This is a genomic window from Amycolatopsis sp. NPDC045836 (genome assembly GCF_056431745.1).
The window spans coordinates 66,880-83,963 of the sequence record NZ_JBWKKF010000001.1 but is presented as its reverse complement, the minus strand read 5'-3'; the positions used below and the strand labels follow the sequence as shown (position 1 = coordinate 83,963).

Genomic DNA, 17,084 nt, shown 5'->3' with positions numbered 1-17,084 from the left:
GAGGAGTCATCGTGTCGATGAGCACCCCCTCCCGGCGTTCCGTCCTGCTCGGCGGCGCCGGCGCGCTCGGCCTCGCCGCGCTCGGCGCGTCCGGGCTCGCCCGCGCCGCCGCCTCCGCCGGCGCCGGGTCCGCCGCGCCCACCGGTGTGTTCAACCTGGGCGTCGCCTCGGGTGACCCGTATGCCGACAGCGTCGTGCTCTGGACCCGCCTCGCCCGCGACCCGCTCGCCGAGAACGGTCTGGGCGGCATGCCCGCCCGCGGCCAGGTCGTCGAGTGGCAGATCGCCAAGGACGAGGAGTTCGGCGACGTCGTGCGCAGCGGGCGCACCTGGGCCAGCCCCGAATCGGCGCACAGCGTGCACGTCGAGGCCGAGGGCCTGGCGCCGGGCACCGAGTACTTCTACCGCTTCCGCACCGGCTCCGAGATCTCCCCGGTCGGCCGCACCCGCACCGCCCCGGCGCCGGGGCAGATGAGCGAGCTGACCATGTGCTTCGCCTCCTGCTCGCACTACGGCCAGGGCTACTTCACCGCCTACCGCCACCTCGCCGCCGACGAACCCGGCCTGATCCTGCACCTCGGCGACTACCAGTACGAGTACGCCGCCGGCGCGAACGAGGTCCGCAAGGTGATCGGCCCGGAAACGGTGCAGCTGGCCGACTACCGCCTGCGCCACGCCCAGTACAAGACCGACCCCGACCTGCAGCTCGCCCACGCGACCGCGCCGTGGCTGGTCGTCTGGGACGACCACGAGACGGAGAACAACTGGGCCGACGAGGTCCCCGAGGACTCCTCGCAGACCCCCGGCGCGGCCTTCCTCGCCCGCCGCAAGGCCGCCTTCCAGGCGTACTACGAGAACATGCCGCTGCGCCGCACCGCCCGCCCCAACGGCATCGACATGCGCCTCTACCGCCGCCTGGCCTGGGGCGACCTGGCCACCTTCCACATGCTCGACACCCGCCAGTACCGCGACAACCAGGCGTGCGGCGACGGGGTGAAGGCCAACTGCGCCGAGCGGCTGACCCCGACCCGCTCGATCACCGGTGACGAGCAGGAGAAGTGGATCGTCGACGGGTTCCACCGCTCACGCGCCCGCTGGGACGTGCTCGGCCAGCAGGTGTTCTTCGCCCAGATCGACCTCACCCCCGGCGCGGCCGAGGGCTACAACATGGACGCCTGGGACGGCTACAAGGTCAACCGCGACCGCATCGCCGCCGCGATGGGCGACTCGGCCGTGCGCAACGGGGTGGTGCTCACCGGGGACGTGCACCGGCACTGGGCCGCCGAGATCAAGGAAACCTACGGGCAGCCGGACTCCAAGGGCGTCGGCGTCGAGCTGGTCACCACCTCGATCACCAGCGGCCGCGACGGCAACGACGACCCGAACCAGGCGGTCCTCGACGAGAACCCGCACGTGAAGTTCCACCGCAACCGCCGCGGTTACATCCGCACCAGGTTCACCGCGGACGAGCTGCGCGCCGACTACCGCGTGCTGCCGTACGTGACCAAGCCGGACGCGCCGGTCAGCACCGCGGCCAGCTTCGTGGTGGAGGACCGGGTTCCGGCGCTCCACCCGGCCTGACCCCGAACAGCCCCTTCCTGACGGGGTCCGCGGGGTGTTAGGTAGGTGCTCACAGACCACCTAGCACTGGGGCGGTACACATGCGACGCACACCAGCAGGACTGGCGGTGTTGCTACTGGCGGCGGGTGCGGTTTCCGTGCCCGCCGCCCAGGCGGCACCGGCTGATCAGCAACGTCAACGGGACTTCGCCGCGGCGGCGGCCGAATTCGGGGTGCCGCAGGAGGTCCTGCTCGGCGTCTCGTTCCTCGAGTCCCGCTGGGACACCAACGCGGGCACGCCGAGCACGTCGGCGGGGTACGGCCCGATGCACCTCACCGACCTGCGGACCGCGGGCGTCGGCACGCACCACGACCAGGGCACCGAGGACCCGCGTGGCGACGACTCCCGCCCGCCGCTGCACCCCGAGGCCGGTCCGCCCGCCCCGCCACCGGACTCCCTGCAGTCGCTGGACACCGCCGCCGAACTGACCGGCGTGGACCCCGCGACGCTGCGCACCGATCCGGCGCAGAACATCCGCGGCGGCGCCGCGCTGCTGGCCTCCCACCACCGCGAAACCGGTGACTGGTACCTGGCCGTGGCCGAGTACAGCGGCAGCGAGGAGCCGAGCGCGGCCACCGCGTTCGCCGACGAGGTGTTCAGCACCATCGCGACCGGCGCCGAGCGGGTCACCGACGACGGGCAGCGCGTCCGCCTCGCCCCCACGCCGACCGCCGCGCCGAAGGGCGTGCCCGCCGCGGCCGGGCCGGTCGAGTGCCCACAGGGGATCTCCTGCGAGTGGATCCCCGCGCCGTACCAGGAGATCCCCGGCGGTTACGGCAACCACGACAAGGCGGACCGGCCGAACAGCCAGAAGATCGACTACATCGTCATCCACGACACCGAGGGCTATTGGGCCGGTGTGCTGGACATGGTCCAGGACCCGACCTACGTGAGCTGGCACTACTCGCTGCGCTCGGCCGACGGGCACATCGCGCAGCACGTGCCGACCAAGGACGTCGCCTGGCACGCCGGGAACTGGTACGTCAACGCGAAGTCGATCGGCCTGGAGCACGAGGGCTTCGCAGCGAAGGGCACCTGGTACACCGAGGCGATGTACCGGACCTCGTCGAAGCTGGTGCGCTACCTCGCGGCCAAGTACGGCATCCCGCTGGACCGCGACCACATCATCGGCCACGACAACGTGCCGGGCCTGGCGCCGGACAAGATCAAGGGCATGCACTGGGACCCGGGCCCCTACTGGGACTGGTCGCACTACTTCGACCTGCTCGGCGCCCCGCTCGGCCGCGGCGACGCGGGCTCGCCCGACTGGCGGCCGAACACCGGCATGGTCACCATTTCGCCGGACTTCGCCACCAACCAGCCCGCCTTCCTGGACTGCGCGGACGACGGCAAGCCGTGCCCGCTGCGCGGGTCCACGTCGGTCATCCTGCGCACGGAACCCCGCGCCGACGCCCCGCTGCTCAAGGACATCGGACTGCACCCGGAAACCGGTCAGTCCACCATGGACGTGTCCGATGTGGGCAGCCGGGTGGACAGCGGGCAGCAGTACGCGGTCGCCGAGGTCAAGGGCGACTGGACCGCGGTGTGGTACCTCGGGCAGAAGGGCTGGTTCCACAACCCGGCCTGGGCCACGGCGAAACCGGCGCAGGGCAAGGTGGTCACGCCGAAGCCGGGCGTGCAGTCGGTGCAGGTCTGGGGTGGCGCCTACCCGGAACCCGAGGCGTACCCCGAGGGCATCACCCCGCGTGCCTTCATCCCGCTGCCGTACACCATGCCCGCCGGGCAGCGGTACACCTCGGGCCTGACCACCGGTTCGGAGTACTACTACGCGGTCGACTTCGACACCGCTGACCACCAGGTGGTGCGAGGCCGGACGAAGTTCGTGCAGGTGCAGTTCGGGCACCGGATCGCCTACGTCAAGGCGGACGACGTGCGCATCACGCCCTCCTGGGCACCCTGACCGGCGGGTGGGGACCGGCTCAGACCGAGACGGTCCCCACCGGCAACGCCGGGTTCGCCGCGAAGTCCAAAGAGGACGGTTTGGCCCCGGCCGCCAGCACGTGCGCGCCGAGCGCGGCGATCATCGCGCCGTTGTCCGTGCACAACCGCGGCCGCGGCACGCGCAGCTCGATACCGGCCTGGTCGCACCGCTCCTGCGCGAGCGAGGACAGGCGTGAATTCGCCGCCACGCCACCGGAAATCACCAGCGTGCCGATCCCGGCGTCCTTCGCCGCACGGATCGCCTTCGCGGTGAGCACGTCCGCGACCGCCTCCTGGAACGAAGCCGCCACGTCGTCGACCGGGATCTCCTCACCCCGGCGCTCGGCGCCCTCGACCCAGCGCGCGACCGCGGTTTTCAGCCCTGAGAACGAGAAGTCGAACTTCGCGTCACGGGGCCCGGTCATGCCGCGCGGGAACGCGATCGCCGACGGGTTCCCGGCTTTGGCCGCCCTGTCGATCGGCGGGCCACCCGGGTAGGGCAGGCCGAGCACCCTGGCCACCTTGTCGTACGCCTCACCGGCCGCGTCGTCCACAGTGGACCCGAGTTCGACGATCGCGCTCGCCACGTCGTCCACCCGCAGCAACTGGGTGTGCCCCCCGGAAACCAGCAGCGCCAGGCACGGTTCGGGCAGCGGGCCGTGCTGCAGGGTGTCCACCGCGATGTGCCCGGCGAGGTGGTTCACCCCGAACAGCGGCACATCCAGCGCGACCGCGTACGCCTTGGCGGCGGCCACGCCGACCAGCAGCGCACCGGCCAGGCCCGGTCCGGCGGTCACCGCGATGGCGTCCACATCGGACATGCGCAGCCCGGCGTCGGCGAAGGCGCGCTCGGTGGTCGGCACCATCGCTTCGAGGTGCGCGCGGCTGGCCACCTCCGGCACCACGCCGCCGAAGCGGGCGTGCTGGTCGACGCTGGAGGCGACGGCGTCGGCGAGCAGTTCCACGGTGCCGTCGTCGTGCAGGCGGACCAGGCCGACGCCGGTCTCGTCGCACGAACTCTCGATGCCCATGACGATCCGGGCGCCCATCAGCCGGCCTCCTCCGCGACCACGCCGAGCGGCGGCCGCACCATCGTGTAAGCGTCCGCACCGGACGGCTGGTAGTAACGCTTGCGCACACCCAACTTGGTGAACCCGTGCTTCTCGTACAGCGTGAGCGCGACCTCGTTGTCCGTGCGGACCTCGAGCAGCACCCGCGCCCGCAGTTCGTCGGCCTTGTCCAGCACCGCCTCCAGCAGCGCCTTGCCGATGCCCCGGCCCTGGTGCTCCGGGGCGACGCCGATGGTGTGCAGGCTCGCCTCGAAGTCACCCGGCCGTCCGACGACGGCCAGCCCCGCATATCCGAGCAGTTCCTCGCCCTCGCAGGCGCCGAGGTAGTACGCGCCGGAGTCCAGTTCGGACCGGAAGGCGTAGGCGTTCCACGGGCTGTCACCGGGGAACAGCACCTTCTCCAGCTCCACGCAACGGCGGATGTCGCCGCGGCGCAACGGCCTGAGTTCGACGGTCACGGCGTGGTCACCCGCTTGCGCGCACCGGGTTCGACGGCGTCGGGGCGGCGCAGGTACAGCGGCGTCAGCGGGGCGGGCTCGGCACCGGAGCGCATGGCCGCCCGCGCGGCCGTGACCAGGCCCAGTGGCGACGGGTACTCCGGCTGGAGCGGGCGCAGGCCGGTCTTCTCGGCGAAGTACCCGGCCGCCGCCTTCGCCGTGGTCACCAGTTCGGCGGGGTTGCGCACGCCGGGTTCCCCCACACGGTTGCTCCCGGCGTCGTACTCGGCCCAGTACACCTCGCGGCGGCGCGCGTCGGTGACCACGAGGAACGGCTCGTCGGCGACCACCTCGGCGGCGATCGCGTCCAGGCTGCACACCGGGTGCACGGGGATGCCGAGGCCGTGTCCGAGCGCTGCGGCGGTGGCCATGCCGGCCCGCAGCCCGGTGAACGGCCCCGGGCCCGAGCCGCAAACGATTGCGCCCAGCTCACGGAGGCTGGTGCCCGCCGCCTGCACGGCGTCGAGCACGTGCGGGGTGAGCAGTTCACCGTGGGCGCGCGCGTCGATCGTCACGCGCTCGGCGGCGACCGCGAGCGAGTCGGGTTCGAGTTGCACGACCCCGGCGGTCACCGCGGGCGTGGAGGTGTCGACGGCCAGTACTAACACGGTTCCCCAGCCTACGACTCACCCGACCGGTGCCGCCGCGCAGGCAACCCCCGCCCGGCCGGGCGCGTCTTCTCTGGTGAAGAGTTGGCCAAGCACGCGAGTGATCCGGTCAACCACGAACGAAGGGGAAGTCATGTCCATCCTGCGCCGAGTCCTCGTTGTCTCCGCCGCGACCGCCGCTCTGGCCGGGGCGGCCGCCGGTACCGCCGGCGCGACGACCACCGGGGCGTTCCTGAGCCTGGACAAGGAGATCGTGCGACCCGGCGAGCAGGTCCGGGTGCTGGCCGGGTGCGGGGTGGAGGGGCTCAACCACGTCGGCTCCACCGCGTTCGCGGCGACCGGGGAGGACGGCCCGTACACCGGCAACGGCGGGGTCGCGGTGTTCACCGTGCGCTCGTCGGCGCTGTCGTGGGGCACCGCGACCGTGCGGGCCGACGCGCAGCCCGGTGTGCACCGGGTGAGCGAACGCTGCGGCGGCGGGCTGGCGGGCAGCCGGGAGCTGACGGTCGTCTCCGCCTGAGCCCCAGGCGGTCACCCCTCTTCGTCCGGGTTCCAGGCGAGCAGGCGGACCTTGGCGACCGTGCGGAGGTGGCGCTTCATCGCCGTCGCGGCGGCTCGGGGGTCGCCGTGGCTGATGCCGTCGAAGATGCTGTAGTGCTGGGTGAGCGAGCGCTTGGGGCGGCCGGGCTGCTGCAGCGACTCGGTGCGGCTCTCGGCGATCTGCTCGGCGATCGAGGTCATGAACTCGGCCAGGATGGGGTTGCGCGCGGCCGCGGTGACCGCGGCGTGGAACCGGCGGTCACCCTCGACGCCCTGACCCCCGTTGTCGATTTCCTCGGCCATGTAGCGAAGGGCTTCTTCGAGCGCGTCGAGGTCCTCTTTGGTGCGTCGCTCGGCGGCGAGTTCGGCGAGCTTGGTCTCCACGGCTTCGCGCGCCTCGAGCACGTCGGGGAGCCGGCGGCGGCGTTCCACCAGCTCGTCGACCGGTTCGAGGTCGAGGTTGGCGGTGGTCAGGTAGGTGCCGCCGCCGTGGCGCACCTCGACCAGCCCCTGCACGTCGAGCACCACGATCGCCTGCTTGACCGACGCCCGGCTGACACCGAGCCGCTGGGCCAGCTCGCGCTCGGCGGGCAACTTGTCGCCGGCGCCGAGGCCGGACTCCACCACGTACTCCCGGATGCGCTGGACCACCTGCTCGTACAGCCGTGGCCGCGTCATCGGGCGCAGTGCGTCGGACCCCATGTATCCCCTCCGGGCAACGGTCGGCCTGGACTGCCGAGCCTAACAGCCAGTGACCACCCCGGCGCCCAACCCGCGCGACGCGCCTTCAGTGGCTGAGTGGCTGAGTGGCTCAGCCACTTGGCCACTTCACTCTTGACATGTGATCGGGCACACCGCAAAGTGGACTAGCCACTGAGCCACTAGTCCAATCGAAAACGGCCTTCCCTGGTGAACTGGGTCCCTGGGGCAGCAGGAACAACGAGAAACTGACCAAAGCCGCGACCGCGGAGAGAGCGGGCCGCTCACCGCACCGCCCCGCTCCCGCCGGTTCAGTGCACCGCCCCGCTCCGCCAGTTCAATACACCGCCCCGCTCCATCAGCGCAATGCACCGCCCCGCTCCACCAACTCAACGCACCACTCGCCCACAACTCGAAGCACTGCCTGCTCCACTACCTCAAAGCACTACTCGCCCAACAACTCGAAGCACCACTTGCCCATCAACTCAACGCACCACTTGCCCACCAACTCAACGCACCACTTGCCCACCAACTCAACGCACCACTTGCCCACCAACTCGATGCACTGCCTGCTCCACCACCTCAAACCGCTACTCGCCCTCTCAAAGCACCGTCCCGCCGCCACTCAGTGTCCCGCCCCTCAGCACGCCACCTCCCAGTCTTGAAGCAGCACCGCACCGGCGAGCCTGCGCGCCGACTCCATCCCTCCAAGCGGCCGACCCGCCTCAAATTGGACTAGCCACTCAGCCACTAGACCACTCAGCCACTAAGACATCAGACCACTGAAGACTCAAGCCGTCAGCCCACCCAGCCGTCAGGCCACCCAGCCATCAGGCCACCCAGCCTGCCCACCGCCCAGCCTCCCCACCGCCCAGCCACCAGCCACCCAGCCAATCGCGGCGACCAACGACGGGAGCCATGGATGTCCGCCGAGCTCATCTCGATCCTCGTTCTCGTGGTGATCTTCGTGGTCGCCACCACCCGGTCGATCAACATGGGGGTGCTGGCCTTCGCCGGGGCGTTCGGGGTCGGCACGCTGGTGGCCGGGCTCGATGCGGACGGGATCTTCGCGGGGTTTCCCGGCGACCTGTTCGTGGTGCTGGTCGGCGTCACCTACCTGTTCGCCATCGCCAGGGCGACCGGCACCACCGACTGGCTGGTGCACGCCTCGATCCGCCTGGTCGGCGGCAGGCTCGCGCTCATCCCCTGGGTGATGTTCGCGGTCACCGCCGTGCTCACCGCGATCGGCGCGGTCAGCCCCGCCGCGGTCGCCATCGTGGCGCCCATCGCGCTCGGGTTCGCCGCCCGGTACGGCATCAGCCCCCTGCTCATGGGCGCCCTCGTCGTGCACGGCGCCCAGGCAGGCGGCTTCTCCCCGATCAGCGTCTACGGCTCCACGGTGAACAGCATCGTCGACCGCGAACAGCTGGCGGGCAGCGAAACCGTGCTGTTCCTCGCCAGCCTGGCGGTGAACCTGGTCATCGCCGCCATCCTCTTCGTCGTGCTCGGCGGGCTCAAGCTGGGCCGCACCCGGGTCACCGTCGAGGACGAGACCGAGGAGGCGCCCCGGCTCGACCCCGCCCGGATCGCCGTGCTGGTCAGCCTGGGGGCGCTGGTCGTCGGCGCGCTGGTGTTCGACCTCGACGTCGGGCTGACCGCGATCACCCTCGCCGTGCTGCTCAGCGTCTTCTGGCCGGACACCGGGCGCAAGGCCGTCGGCGAGATCACCTGGCCGACCGTCCTGCTCATCTGCGGCGTCCTGACCTACGTCGGTGTCATGCAGCAGATGGGCACGATCGACTACGCGGGCAACGCGGTGACCGGCGTCGGCGTGCCGCTGCTCGCGGCGCTGCTGCTCTGCTACATCGGCGCGATCGTGTCCGCGTTCGCCTCGTCCGTGGGCATCATGGGCGCGCTGATCCCGCTGGCCGTGCCGTTCCTGGCCCAGGGCACGGTCGGGCCGATCGGCATGGTCGCCGCGCTGGCCGTCGCGGCCACCGTGGTCGACGTCAGCCCCTTCTCCACGAACGGCGCGCTGGTGCTGGCCAACGCCAAGAACGTCGACCGCGACACGTTCTTCCGGCAGCTGATGATCTACGGCGGCATCATGGTCGTGGTGGTCCCGGCCGCCGTGTGGCTCGCCATGGTCGTGCCCGGCTGGGGTTGACCCCAGTACTACCGAGGAGGTTCCGCGTGCGTTTGTTCCCCGCCCTGGAAGAGGCTTCGGACGCCGAAGCCGTCCGGTTCGGCGACCGTGCCCTCAGCTACGCCGAGCTGTCCGCCGTCGCCGGCACGCTGGCCACCAGCCTGCGCGCGCTCCCCGGCCAGGCACGCGTGGCCGTGTGGGCGACACCGACGCTGGAAACCACGGTCGCGGTGGTCTCGGCCCTGCTGGCCGGGGTGCCGGTGGTGCCGATCAACCCCAAGATCGGGGAACGGGAACTCCAGCACATCGTCGCCGACAGCGGCCCGGCACTGGTGCTCGCCGAAGCCGGTGCCCAACTGCCCGCGGGCCTGCATGACCTGCCCCGCCGGGACATCGAGCTGACCAGCGGACCGGTCGAGCCGCTGCCCGAGCCCGACGCCGAAGCCCCGGCGATGATCGTCTACACCTCCGGCACCACCGGCCCGCCGAAGGGCGTGGTGCTCCCGCGCCGGGCCATCACCTCCACCTTGGACACGCTGGAGGACGCCTGGCAGTGGACCGCGGACGACGTGCTGGTGCACGGCCTGCCGCTGTTCCACGTGCACGGGCTGATCCTCGGCATGCTGGGGCCGCTGCGCCGCGGCGGCTCGGTGGTCCACCTCGGCAAGTTCTCCACCGCCGCGCTGGCCGCCGAACTGTCGGGCCGCGGCACGATGGTGTTCGGCGTGCCGACGATGTACCACCGCATCGCCGGTGAGCTGGAGACCGACGAGGCCCTCGCGTCGGCGTTGCGCGGCGCGCGGCTGCTGGTCTCGGGCTCGGCCGCGTTGCCGGTGCACGACCACCAGCGCATCACCGCGGCCACCGGGCAGCAGGTGATCGAGCGCTACGGCATGACCGAGACCCTGATGAACACCAGCGTCCGCGCCGACGGCGAGCGCAAACCCGGCACGGTCGGGGTGCCGCTGCCCGGGGTCGATCTGCGGCTGGTCGACGAGTCCGGCAGGACCATCGAGACCAGCGACGGCGAGACCGTCGGCGAGATCCAGGTGCGTGGCCCGAACCTGTTCACCGAGTACCTGAACCGGCCGGACGCGACCGCGGCGGTGTTCGACGACGGCTGGTTCCGCACCGGTGACATGGCCACCCGCGACGCCGACGGTTACCTCCGGATCGTCGGCCGCAAGGCGACCGACCTGATCAAGAGCGGCGGTTACAAGATCGGCGCCGGGGAGATCGAGAACGCGCTGCTGGAGCACGCCGGGGTGGCCGAAGCCGCGGTGACCGGCGAGCCCGATCCCGACCTCGGCGAGCGGATCGTCGCCTGGATCGTGCCGGACGGGCCCAAGCCCGGCGAACAGGAACTGGTCGACCACGTGGCCCGGCTGCTTTCGCCGCACAAGCGGCCGCGGGTGGTCCGGTACGTGGAATCGTTGCCGCGCAACGATATGGGCAAGGTGATGAAGCGAGCGCTCGGTGCCTGAGCGGTGGTCGGCGCGCACCGTCATCGACGCGGTCTCCACCGGCTTCACCGAATTCGACACCGGCTCGGCAGATCACTCCGAAGTGGACGGTCCGATCGGCTGGCCCGGATACGGTGACGCCCGGGAAACGGCCGAGAAGCGCACCGGCGAAAGCGAATCCGTGGTGTGCGGCCGCGGGCGGGTCGGCGAAACCGACGCGGTGCTGATCGCCTTCGAGTTCGGTTTCCTCGGCGGCTCGATGGGCGGCCGGACCGGTGACCGGGTGGAAGCCGCCTTCGTCCGCGCCCGGGAATCGCGGCTGCCGCTGGTATTCCTCATCGCGACCGGCGGGAGCCGGATGCAGGAGGGCATGCGCGCGCTGTCGCAGTTGCAGCGGGTCGCCCGGCAGATCGCGTTGACCAGGGCCGCCGGGCTGCCGCAAGTAGCGGTGCTGCGCGACCCGGCGACCGGCGGCGGCTGGGCCACCCTCGGTGCGGGCGCCGACGTCACACTGGCGCTTCCCGAGGCACAGGTGGGTTTTGCCGGATCACGCGTGCGCCCACCCGGCGACGCGCACGCGTACACCGCGGAATCGCAGTACGAATCGGGGCACCTCGACGCCGTGGTCGCACCCGACGACCTTCCCGGTGTGCTCGCGTCCTGGCTGGCTCTGCTGAGCGGTCCGGCTGCCGCCGAGGTCCCGGTTCCGCCCGCGTTGGGTCAGAAGGACCTGCCGGAGACCGGCTGGGAGGCGGTCCGGCGAGCCCGTGCGGCCCAACGCCCGCGTGCTCAATCCTATTTGGACCATTACTTCGACTCGCGCGCGGAGATCAGCGGCGACCTCTGCGGTGGGCGCGACCCCGGGGTGCTCTGCGGATTCGGCCGCCGGAACGGGGAAACCATCGCCTATGCGGCACAGGCGGGCACCCCCACGCTGCCGTCCGGTTTCCGCACCGCCGCCAGGCTGGTCTCGCTGGCGGACCGGCTCGGCCTGCCGATCCTGACCGTCGTGGACACCTTGGGGGCGGCCAACGACGCCGCCGCCGAGCGGGCGGGTGCCGGTCCGGCGATCGCGCAGTTGTTCCTCGCGGTGGCGAGCGCGACCGTGCCGATCACGTCGCTGGTGATCGGCGAAGGCGGTTCCGGTGGCGCGCTGGCGTTCGCCGCACCCGGCCGGACGTGGATGACGCCGGACAGCTACTTCTCCGTCACCTCACCGGAAGCCGCGGCGTCCATCCTCAAGCGCGACCCGGCCGAGGTGCCCGACACGGCGAACCGGCTGCGCGTGCGACCGCAGGACGTGGTCGCGCTCGGGGTCGCCGAAGGCATCGCACCCCACGTGGAGGACAACCGATGAGCCTGGTCGAACTCGACGCGGTGGAGCTGGCGGAGCGGATCCGGCTCCGCGAGGTCTCCTGCACCGAGGTGATGGCGGCCTACCTCGACCGGATCGAGGAGCACAACCCCCGGGTGAACGCCATCGTCGCGCTGCGGGACCGCGACGAGCTGATGCGGGAGGCCGCCGAGCGGGACCGGGAGCCGCACCGCGGCTGGCTGCACGGGTTCCCGCTGGCGGTGAAGGACCTCTCGGCCGCGGCCGGGTTGCCGTGGACCTGCGGCTCGCCGCTCTTCGCCGACCAGGTCGCCCAGCACGACGACCTGTTCGTGCGGCGGATGCGCGAGGCGGGCGCGATCTTGATCGGCAAGACGAACGTCCCCGAGTTCGGGCTGGGCTCGCAGACCTACAACCCGGTGTACGGGGCGACGCGGAACCCGTACGACCTGTCGCGCACGCCGGGCGGCAGCAGCGGTGGTGCCGCGGCGGCGGTCGCGCTGCGGATGCTGCCGGTGGCCGACGGCAGCGACTACCTCGGCTCGCTGCGCAACCCGGCGGCGTTCACGAACACCTACGGGTTCCGGCCGTCACTCGGCCGCGTGCCGTCGACCTCGTTCGTGGCGCAGCTGGACACGGCCGGGCCGATGGGGCGGACGGTGGCCGACGTCGCGGCGTTGCTGTCGGTGCAGGCCGGACCGGATCCGGGGGCACCGCTGGCGATCACCGAGGACCCGTCGGTGTTCCGGCCGCCGCTGCCGGAACGCGACTTCACCGGCACGCGGATCGCGTGGGTCGGGGACTTCGACGGGTACCTGCCGGTGGAACCGGGGGTGCTGGACGTTTGCCGGGAGGCGTTCGCCGGGTTCACCGAGCTGGGTTGCGAAGTGGTGCCCGCGGTGCCGGACTTCCCGATGGACCGGGTGTGGCGGACCGTGCTGACGTGGCGGGGCTGGAACGTCGCGGCGAACCTCGGCGGGCTGTACCGGACGCCGTCGACGCGGGCGCGGCTGAAGCCGGAACTGGTGTGGGAGCTGGAGCGGGGGCTGGCGCTGTCGGCCGCCGACCTGGGTCCGGCCGCGCTGGAGCGGACGCGGTGGCTCGAGGCGCTGCTGCGGTTCTTCGAGGACTTCGACTTCATCCTGGCGCCGAGCGCGCAGGTGTTCCCGTTCGACGTGGAGGTGCCGTGGCCGTCGACGGTGGGCGGGCGGGAGATGGACAGCTACCACCGGTGGATGGAGACCGTCGCGCCGTGGTCGCTGGCCGGGGTGCCGGTGCTGGGCATGCCGGCCGGGTTCAACGCCGACGGCCTGCCGATGGGTGTGCAGCTGATCGGGAAACCACGCGCCGACCTGGCCGTCCTCACCCTCGCCGCCGCCTGCGAAACCCGCACCAAGCTTTTGCGGGCAAAAGCATGATGCCCAGGTCAGGGCGCCCTTTTAGGATGGCGGTCAGCGTCTGAACCGAGGGAGCCCGTCCGCATGCCGTTGAACTTCGACCTGTCGCCGGAGCAGCTCCGGAGCTACCAGGGCACCAATCCGCGTCCCGCCGATTTCGACGGTTACTGGGACAAGGCGCTCGCCGAGCTGGACGCGACCGAACCGCGGGTCGAGATCACGCCGGCCGAGTTCTCCGCCCCGTTCGCGCGCTGCGAGGACCTGGAGTTCACCGGCGTCGGCGGCACCCGCGTGCACGCCAAGCTGGCGCGGCCGCTGGAGGACACCGAGGGGCCGGCCGTCCTCTTCTTCCACGGCTACAACGGCAGGTCAACGCCCTGGACGGAGTTGCTCGCCTACGTCGCGCGCGGGCAGACCGCCGTCGCGATGGACGTGCGCGGCCAGGGCTGGGGTGCACCCGCGACCGGCTGGGCGGTGAGCACCCAGCTGCTGCTCGGCCTCGAAGAGGGGGCCGACCGGCTGCACATGCGGCACGTGTTCCTCGACACCGTCCGCCTCGCCCGCACGGTGATGGACCTGCCGGGCGTCGACCCGGCCAGGGTGGCGACCACCGGGCACAGCCAGGGCGGGGCGCTGAGCCTGGCGTGCGCCGCGCTCGAACCGCGGATCGCGCTGGTCGCGGCGGTGTTCCCGTTCCTGTCGGATTACCAGCGGGCCTGGGAACTGGCGCTCGACGAGGCGCCGTACAACGAGCTGACCAACTGGTTCCGCAAGCGTGACCCGCTGCACCGGCAGCACGAGGAGGTCTTCACCCGACTCGGTTACATCGACATCCAGCACCTCGCTCCGCGTGTGCGGGCGCGGGTGGACTGGACGGTGGCGCTGGAGGACCGGGTGTGCCCGCCGTCGACCCAGTACGCGGCCTACAACAAGCTCACCGGCACCAAGTCGATGCGGACCTACCCGGACTTCGGCCACGAGGACCTCCCGGGCATCGAAGACGCCCTCTACACCGCCCTGCACACCCTCTGACCTGGGCGACATGCTTCTGCGGGCAAAAGCAGGAACGGGCAAACCGGACAGGGTTACCAGGAGGTCGGCAAGGGGGTGCGGGCGGTCCAGCCGCCGTGGGGTTCCAGGGTGATCCGGCGGACGTCGTCTTCTCCCCGCGAAAGCCGCACCACGAGGTGGTCGGCGGAGAGGCGGTCGGCGGAGCCTTCACCCCATTCGACCACCACGGCCGAGGCTTCCAGATCGGTGTCCAGGTCGAGGTCGTCCAGCTGAGCGAGGTCCCCGCCCAGCCGGTACGCGTCGACGTGCACCAGCGGAACCGGGCCCGGGTGCACCCGCGCCAGCACGAACGTCGGCGAGCTGACCCGCCCCGACACCCCGAGCCCCTCGGCGATACCCCTGGTCAGCGTGGTTTTCCCGGCCCCGAGCGGACCGGCAAGCAACACCAGGTCACCCGCCCGCAGTTCACGGCCGAGCGACCGGCCGAACGCGATCGTGTCCTCCGGGGTCGTGCACTCGAAATTCACCGGTTCAGCCACCGCCACATCCGTCGTGAGGAATCCGCGCCGTCCACGCCGGCGCACCGTTGCAAGAGGTCGATCAGGTGGCTGTTCACCAGCTCCGGCTGTTCCAGCTGCACCATGTGCCCGGCACCGCGCACCCGCACCAGCTCCGCGTCCGGCAGTTCGGCGGCGATCCGCTCGGCGTGCGAATAGGGCGTCACGCGGTCCGAATCGGCGCCGATCACCAGCACGTGCGCGTGCTTCAACCCGGCCAGCGCCGCGTACCGGTTGTGGCTGCCGAGCGTGTCGGCGAAGTTCACCAGCCCCAGCACCGGCGTCACCTCCAGCATCTGCAGCATGAAGTCGACGATCCGCGGGCTGACGTCCCGCGCCCCGAACGCCAGCCGCCGCACCGCCTGCCGCGTGAGCTGACCACCGGCCGCCCGCACGAACTCCACCAGCCCCGGCTGCCAGCCCGCCAGTTCGCTGACCCCGCGCGTGAGCGGGTTGTACTTCGACAGCAGCCCACGCGGGATGCCGCGCGTGCCGACCTCACCGGCGGCGGTGGCGATCAACGCCACCCCCCGGACGCGCTCCTCGAACAGCTCCGGGTGGCGTTGCGCCAGCTCCATCACCACCATGCCGCCCATCGAATGGGCCATCAGCACCAGCGGCCCGTCCGGCGCGACCGCGCGAATCACCGCGTGCAGGTCCTCGGCGAGCTGCTCGATCGTGCTGGTCTCCTGCGTCGCCGCGCCGGAGAGCCCGTGGCTGCGGTGGTCGTAGTACACCTGCCGCACGCGCGGCAGCGTCAGCGACGCCAGGTCACGCCGCTGGAAGTGCCAGCTGAGCTGCGAAAGCGCGAAGCCGTGCACCCCGACCAGCGTCAGCGCGGGCTCACCACCGTCAGCCGGATCGACCTCCGCGACGGCCAGCGGCGTGCCGTCGTCGGCGGCCACCGTCGACGTGCGGTCGGGCTTCAGCTCACCGAGCGGCTCGTCGCCGAACGGGTCCACCCGGTGCCGCCGCTGCTGCGTGGCGACGGTGATCGCGGCGGCGGCCGACCCGGTCAGCACCGCGCCGATGCCACCGGCGATCGCGAGGAGCCGCCGTGACGGAGCCGCCATCAGCGCTGCCCCGGATAGCTGCGGACGACCCGCGGCCGGTACATGCCGGTGACGATCTCGTAGTCGATCGTGCCGATCTTGTCGGCCCATTCGCGTGCGGTCGGCGCCCCGCCCTCGCCGGGGCCGAACAACACCACCTCGGCACCCGGTTCCGGCTGGTAGTCGCCGCAGTCGACGACGATCTGGTCCATGCAGACGCGCCCGACCACCGGGCGCCGCCGCCCGCCGAGCCAGACGTCCAGCCTGCCGGACAGCGTGCGCGGCACACCGTCGGCGTAACCGACCGGCACCAGGGCCAGCGTGGTGTCGGCGTCGGCGGTCCAGGTCAGCCCGTAGGAAACGGATTCCCCGGCGGCGATCCGCTTGGTCGAGACCACCGTCGACCGGAAGGTCATCACCGGGCGCAGGTCCTCCGGCTGCGGCACGGGGTTGAGCCCGTACATCGCGATGCCGACGCGCACCAGGTCGAAGTGCAGGTCCGGCCGGGTCAGCGTGGCCGCCGAATTCGCCAGGTGCCGCAACGGGTTCAGCCCCGCTTCGAGGGTGACCTCGTACGCCTGCTGGAAACGCGACGCCTGCAGGTCGATCGAGGGGTCCCCGGGTTCGTCCGCGCTCGCCAGGTGCGACCAGATCGCCACCACCTCGACGGCCGGGTCACCGGCGGCCGCCTTGACCAGCGCGGGCCAGTCGTGCGGCGGGCAGCCGTTGCGGGACAGACCGGTGTCGATCTTCAGGTGCACCCGCGCCCGGCCACCGGCCCGCCGCGCCGCACCGGCCGCGCGCTCCAGCTCACCGGCGTTGCTCAGGCCGAGGTCCACCCCCGCCTCGACGGCGGGGGCGTAGTCGGTGTCCACGGGGTCGAGCCAAGCCAGCATCGGCGCCTGGACACCCGCCTCGCGCAGGGTCAACGCCTCGGCCAGCGAGCAGGTGCCGAGCCAGGTCGCGCCCGCCTGCAGTGCGGCGCGCGCGACCGGCACCGCGCCGTGCCCGTAGGCATCCGCCTTCACCACCGCCATCGTCGCGGCGCCCGAGGCGGCCGCACGGCCGGCGAGCAACGCGACGTTGTGGCGGAGGTGGTCGAGGTCGACGCGGACTTCAGCGCGGGAAAACGGGTTCATGACCAGCCCAT

Annotated in this window: 15 protein-coding genes; 8 read left to right on the top strand and 7 right to left on the bottom strand. The window is 71.7% G+C overall.

What is annotated here, in order from left to right; genetic code table 11:
* Positions 1–17 precede the first annotated feature (17 nt).
* Together AC07EG_RS00455 and AC07EG_RS00450 are read left to right on the top strand one after the other, a co-directional pair.
* Positions 18–1,580 (top strand): alkaline phosphatase D family protein, encoded by a 1,563-nt coding sequence (locus AC07EG_RS00455; RefSeq protein WP_478250781.1) that lies wholly within the window; start codon positions 18–20, stop codon positions 1,578–1,580.
* 80 nt (positions 1,581–1,660) lie between these two features.
* Entirely contained in the window at positions 1,661–3,541 is a 1,881-nt protein-coding gene (locus AC07EG_RS00450; RefSeq protein WP_478250780.1) for an N-acetylmuramoyl-L-alanine amidase, read from the top strand.
* 19 nt (positions 3,542–3,560) lie between these two features.
* Here the strand turns inward: AC07EG_RS00450 and tsaD are convergent, their stop codons facing one another.
* Genes tsaD through tsaB form a run of 3 tightly spaced genes read right to left on the bottom strand, consistent with a single transcriptional unit; the run spans position 3,561 to position 5,736 of the window.
* The gene (gene tsaD, locus AC07EG_RS00445; RefSeq protein ID WP_478250779.1) at positions 3,561–4,610 is read right to left on the bottom strand and encodes a tRNA (adenosine(37)-N6)-threonylcarbamoyltransferase complex transferase subunit TsaD; all 1,050 of its coding nucleotides are present in this window, start codon (positions 4,608–4,610) and stop codon (positions 3,561–3,563) included.
* Complete coding sequence (gene rimI / locus AC07EG_RS00440; RefSeq protein ID WP_478250778.1) at positions 4,610–5,089, bottom strand: ribosomal protein S18-alanine N-acetyltransferase; 480 nt, start codon at positions 5,087–5,089, stop codon at positions 4,610–4,612. Before rimI ends, tsaD begins: the two co-directional genes overlap by 1 nt.
* A complete protein-coding gene (gene tsaB, locus AC07EG_RS00435; RefSeq protein WP_478250777.1) occupies positions 5,086–5,736 on the bottom strand; it encodes a tRNA (adenosine(37)-N6)-threonylcarbamoyltransferase complex dimerization subunit type 1 TsaB in 651 nt (216 codons plus the stop codon). Before tsaB ends, rimI begins: the two co-directional genes overlap by 4 nt.
* Positions 5,737–5,869: 133 nt before the next feature.
* On the opposite strand from tsaB, the gene AC07EG_RS00430 reads away from it, so the two are divergent.
* Positions 5,870–6,256, top strand: a complete 387-nt coding sequence (locus tag AC07EG_RS00430) for a hypothetical protein (RefSeq protein WP_478250776.1) — start codon at positions 5,870–5,872, stop codon at positions 6,254–6,256.
* Positions 6,257–6,267: 11 nt separating this feature from the next.
* Here the strand turns inward: AC07EG_RS00430 and AC07EG_RS00425 are convergent, their stop codons facing one another.
* Entirely contained in the window at positions 6,268–6,954 is a 687-nt protein-coding gene (locus AC07EG_RS00425) for a FadR/GntR family transcriptional regulator (protein WP_478250775.1), read from the bottom strand.
* Positions 6,955–7,897: 943 nt separating this feature from the next.
* On the opposite strand from AC07EG_RS00425, the gene AC07EG_RS00420 reads away from it, so the two are divergent.
* The 5 genes from AC07EG_RS00420 (at position 7,898) to AC07EG_RS00400 (ending at position 14,346) form a co-directional block, all read left to right on the top strand.
* Positions 7,898–9,142, top strand: a complete 1,245-nt coding sequence (locus tag AC07EG_RS00420) for an SLC13 family permease (protein WP_478250774.1) — start codon at positions 7,898–7,900, stop codon at positions 9,140–9,142.
* A 26-nt stretch (positions 9,143–9,168) separates the two neighbouring features.
* Positions 9,169–10,605 carry an acyl-CoA synthetase gene (locus AC07EG_RS00415; protein ID WP_478250773.1) on the top strand — a complete coding sequence of 479 codons (1,437 nt, stop codon included), beginning with the start codon at positions 9,169–9,171 and terminating at the stop codon, positions 10,603–10,605.
* Entirely contained in the window at positions 10,598–11,941 is a 1,344-nt protein-coding gene (locus tag AC07EG_RS00410) for a carboxyl transferase domain-containing protein (protein ID WP_478250772.1), read from the top strand. The genes AC07EG_RS00415 and AC07EG_RS00410 overlap by 8 nt, the downstream gene beginning before the upstream one ends.
* Positions 11,938–13,335 carry an amidase gene (locus AC07EG_RS00405; RefSeq protein ID WP_478250771.1) on the top strand — a complete coding sequence of 466 codons (1,398 nt, stop codon included), beginning with the start codon at positions 11,938–11,940 and terminating at the stop codon, positions 13,333–13,335. Before AC07EG_RS00410 ends, AC07EG_RS00405 begins: the two co-directional genes overlap by 4 nt.
* A 63-nt stretch (positions 13,336–13,398) precedes the next feature.
* Positions 13,399–14,346 (top strand): acetylxylan esterase, encoded by a 948-nt coding sequence (locus AC07EG_RS00400; protein ID WP_478250770.1) that lies wholly within the window; start codon positions 13,399–13,401, stop codon positions 14,344–14,346.
* Positions 14,347–14,399: 53 nt separating this feature from the next.
* Here the strand turns inward: AC07EG_RS00400 and tsaE are convergent, their stop codons facing one another.
* The 3 genes from tsaE to alr are packed head-to-tail and all read right to left on the bottom strand — an operon-like array spanning position 14,400 to position 17,073.
* Complete coding sequence (gene tsaE / locus AC07EG_RS00395; protein WP_478251207.1) at positions 14,400–14,852, bottom strand: tRNA (adenosine(37)-N6)-threonylcarbamoyltransferase complex ATPase subunit type 1 TsaE; 453 nt, start codon at positions 14,850–14,852, stop codon at positions 14,400–14,402.
* Positions 14,849–15,955 (bottom strand): alpha/beta fold hydrolase, encoded by a 1,107-nt coding sequence (locus AC07EG_RS00390; protein ID WP_478250769.1) that lies wholly within the window; start codon positions 15,953–15,955, stop codon positions 14,849–14,851. Before AC07EG_RS00390 ends, tsaE begins: the two co-directional genes overlap by 4 nt.
* Positions 15,955–17,073, bottom strand: coding sequence for an alanine racemase (gene alr / locus AC07EG_RS00385; protein WP_478250768.1), 1,119 nt, complete (start codon positions 17,071–17,073; stop codon positions 15,955–15,957). The genes AC07EG_RS00390 and alr overlap by 1 nt, the downstream gene beginning before the upstream one ends.
* Between the last annotated feature and the right edge of the window lie 11 nt (positions 17,074–17,084).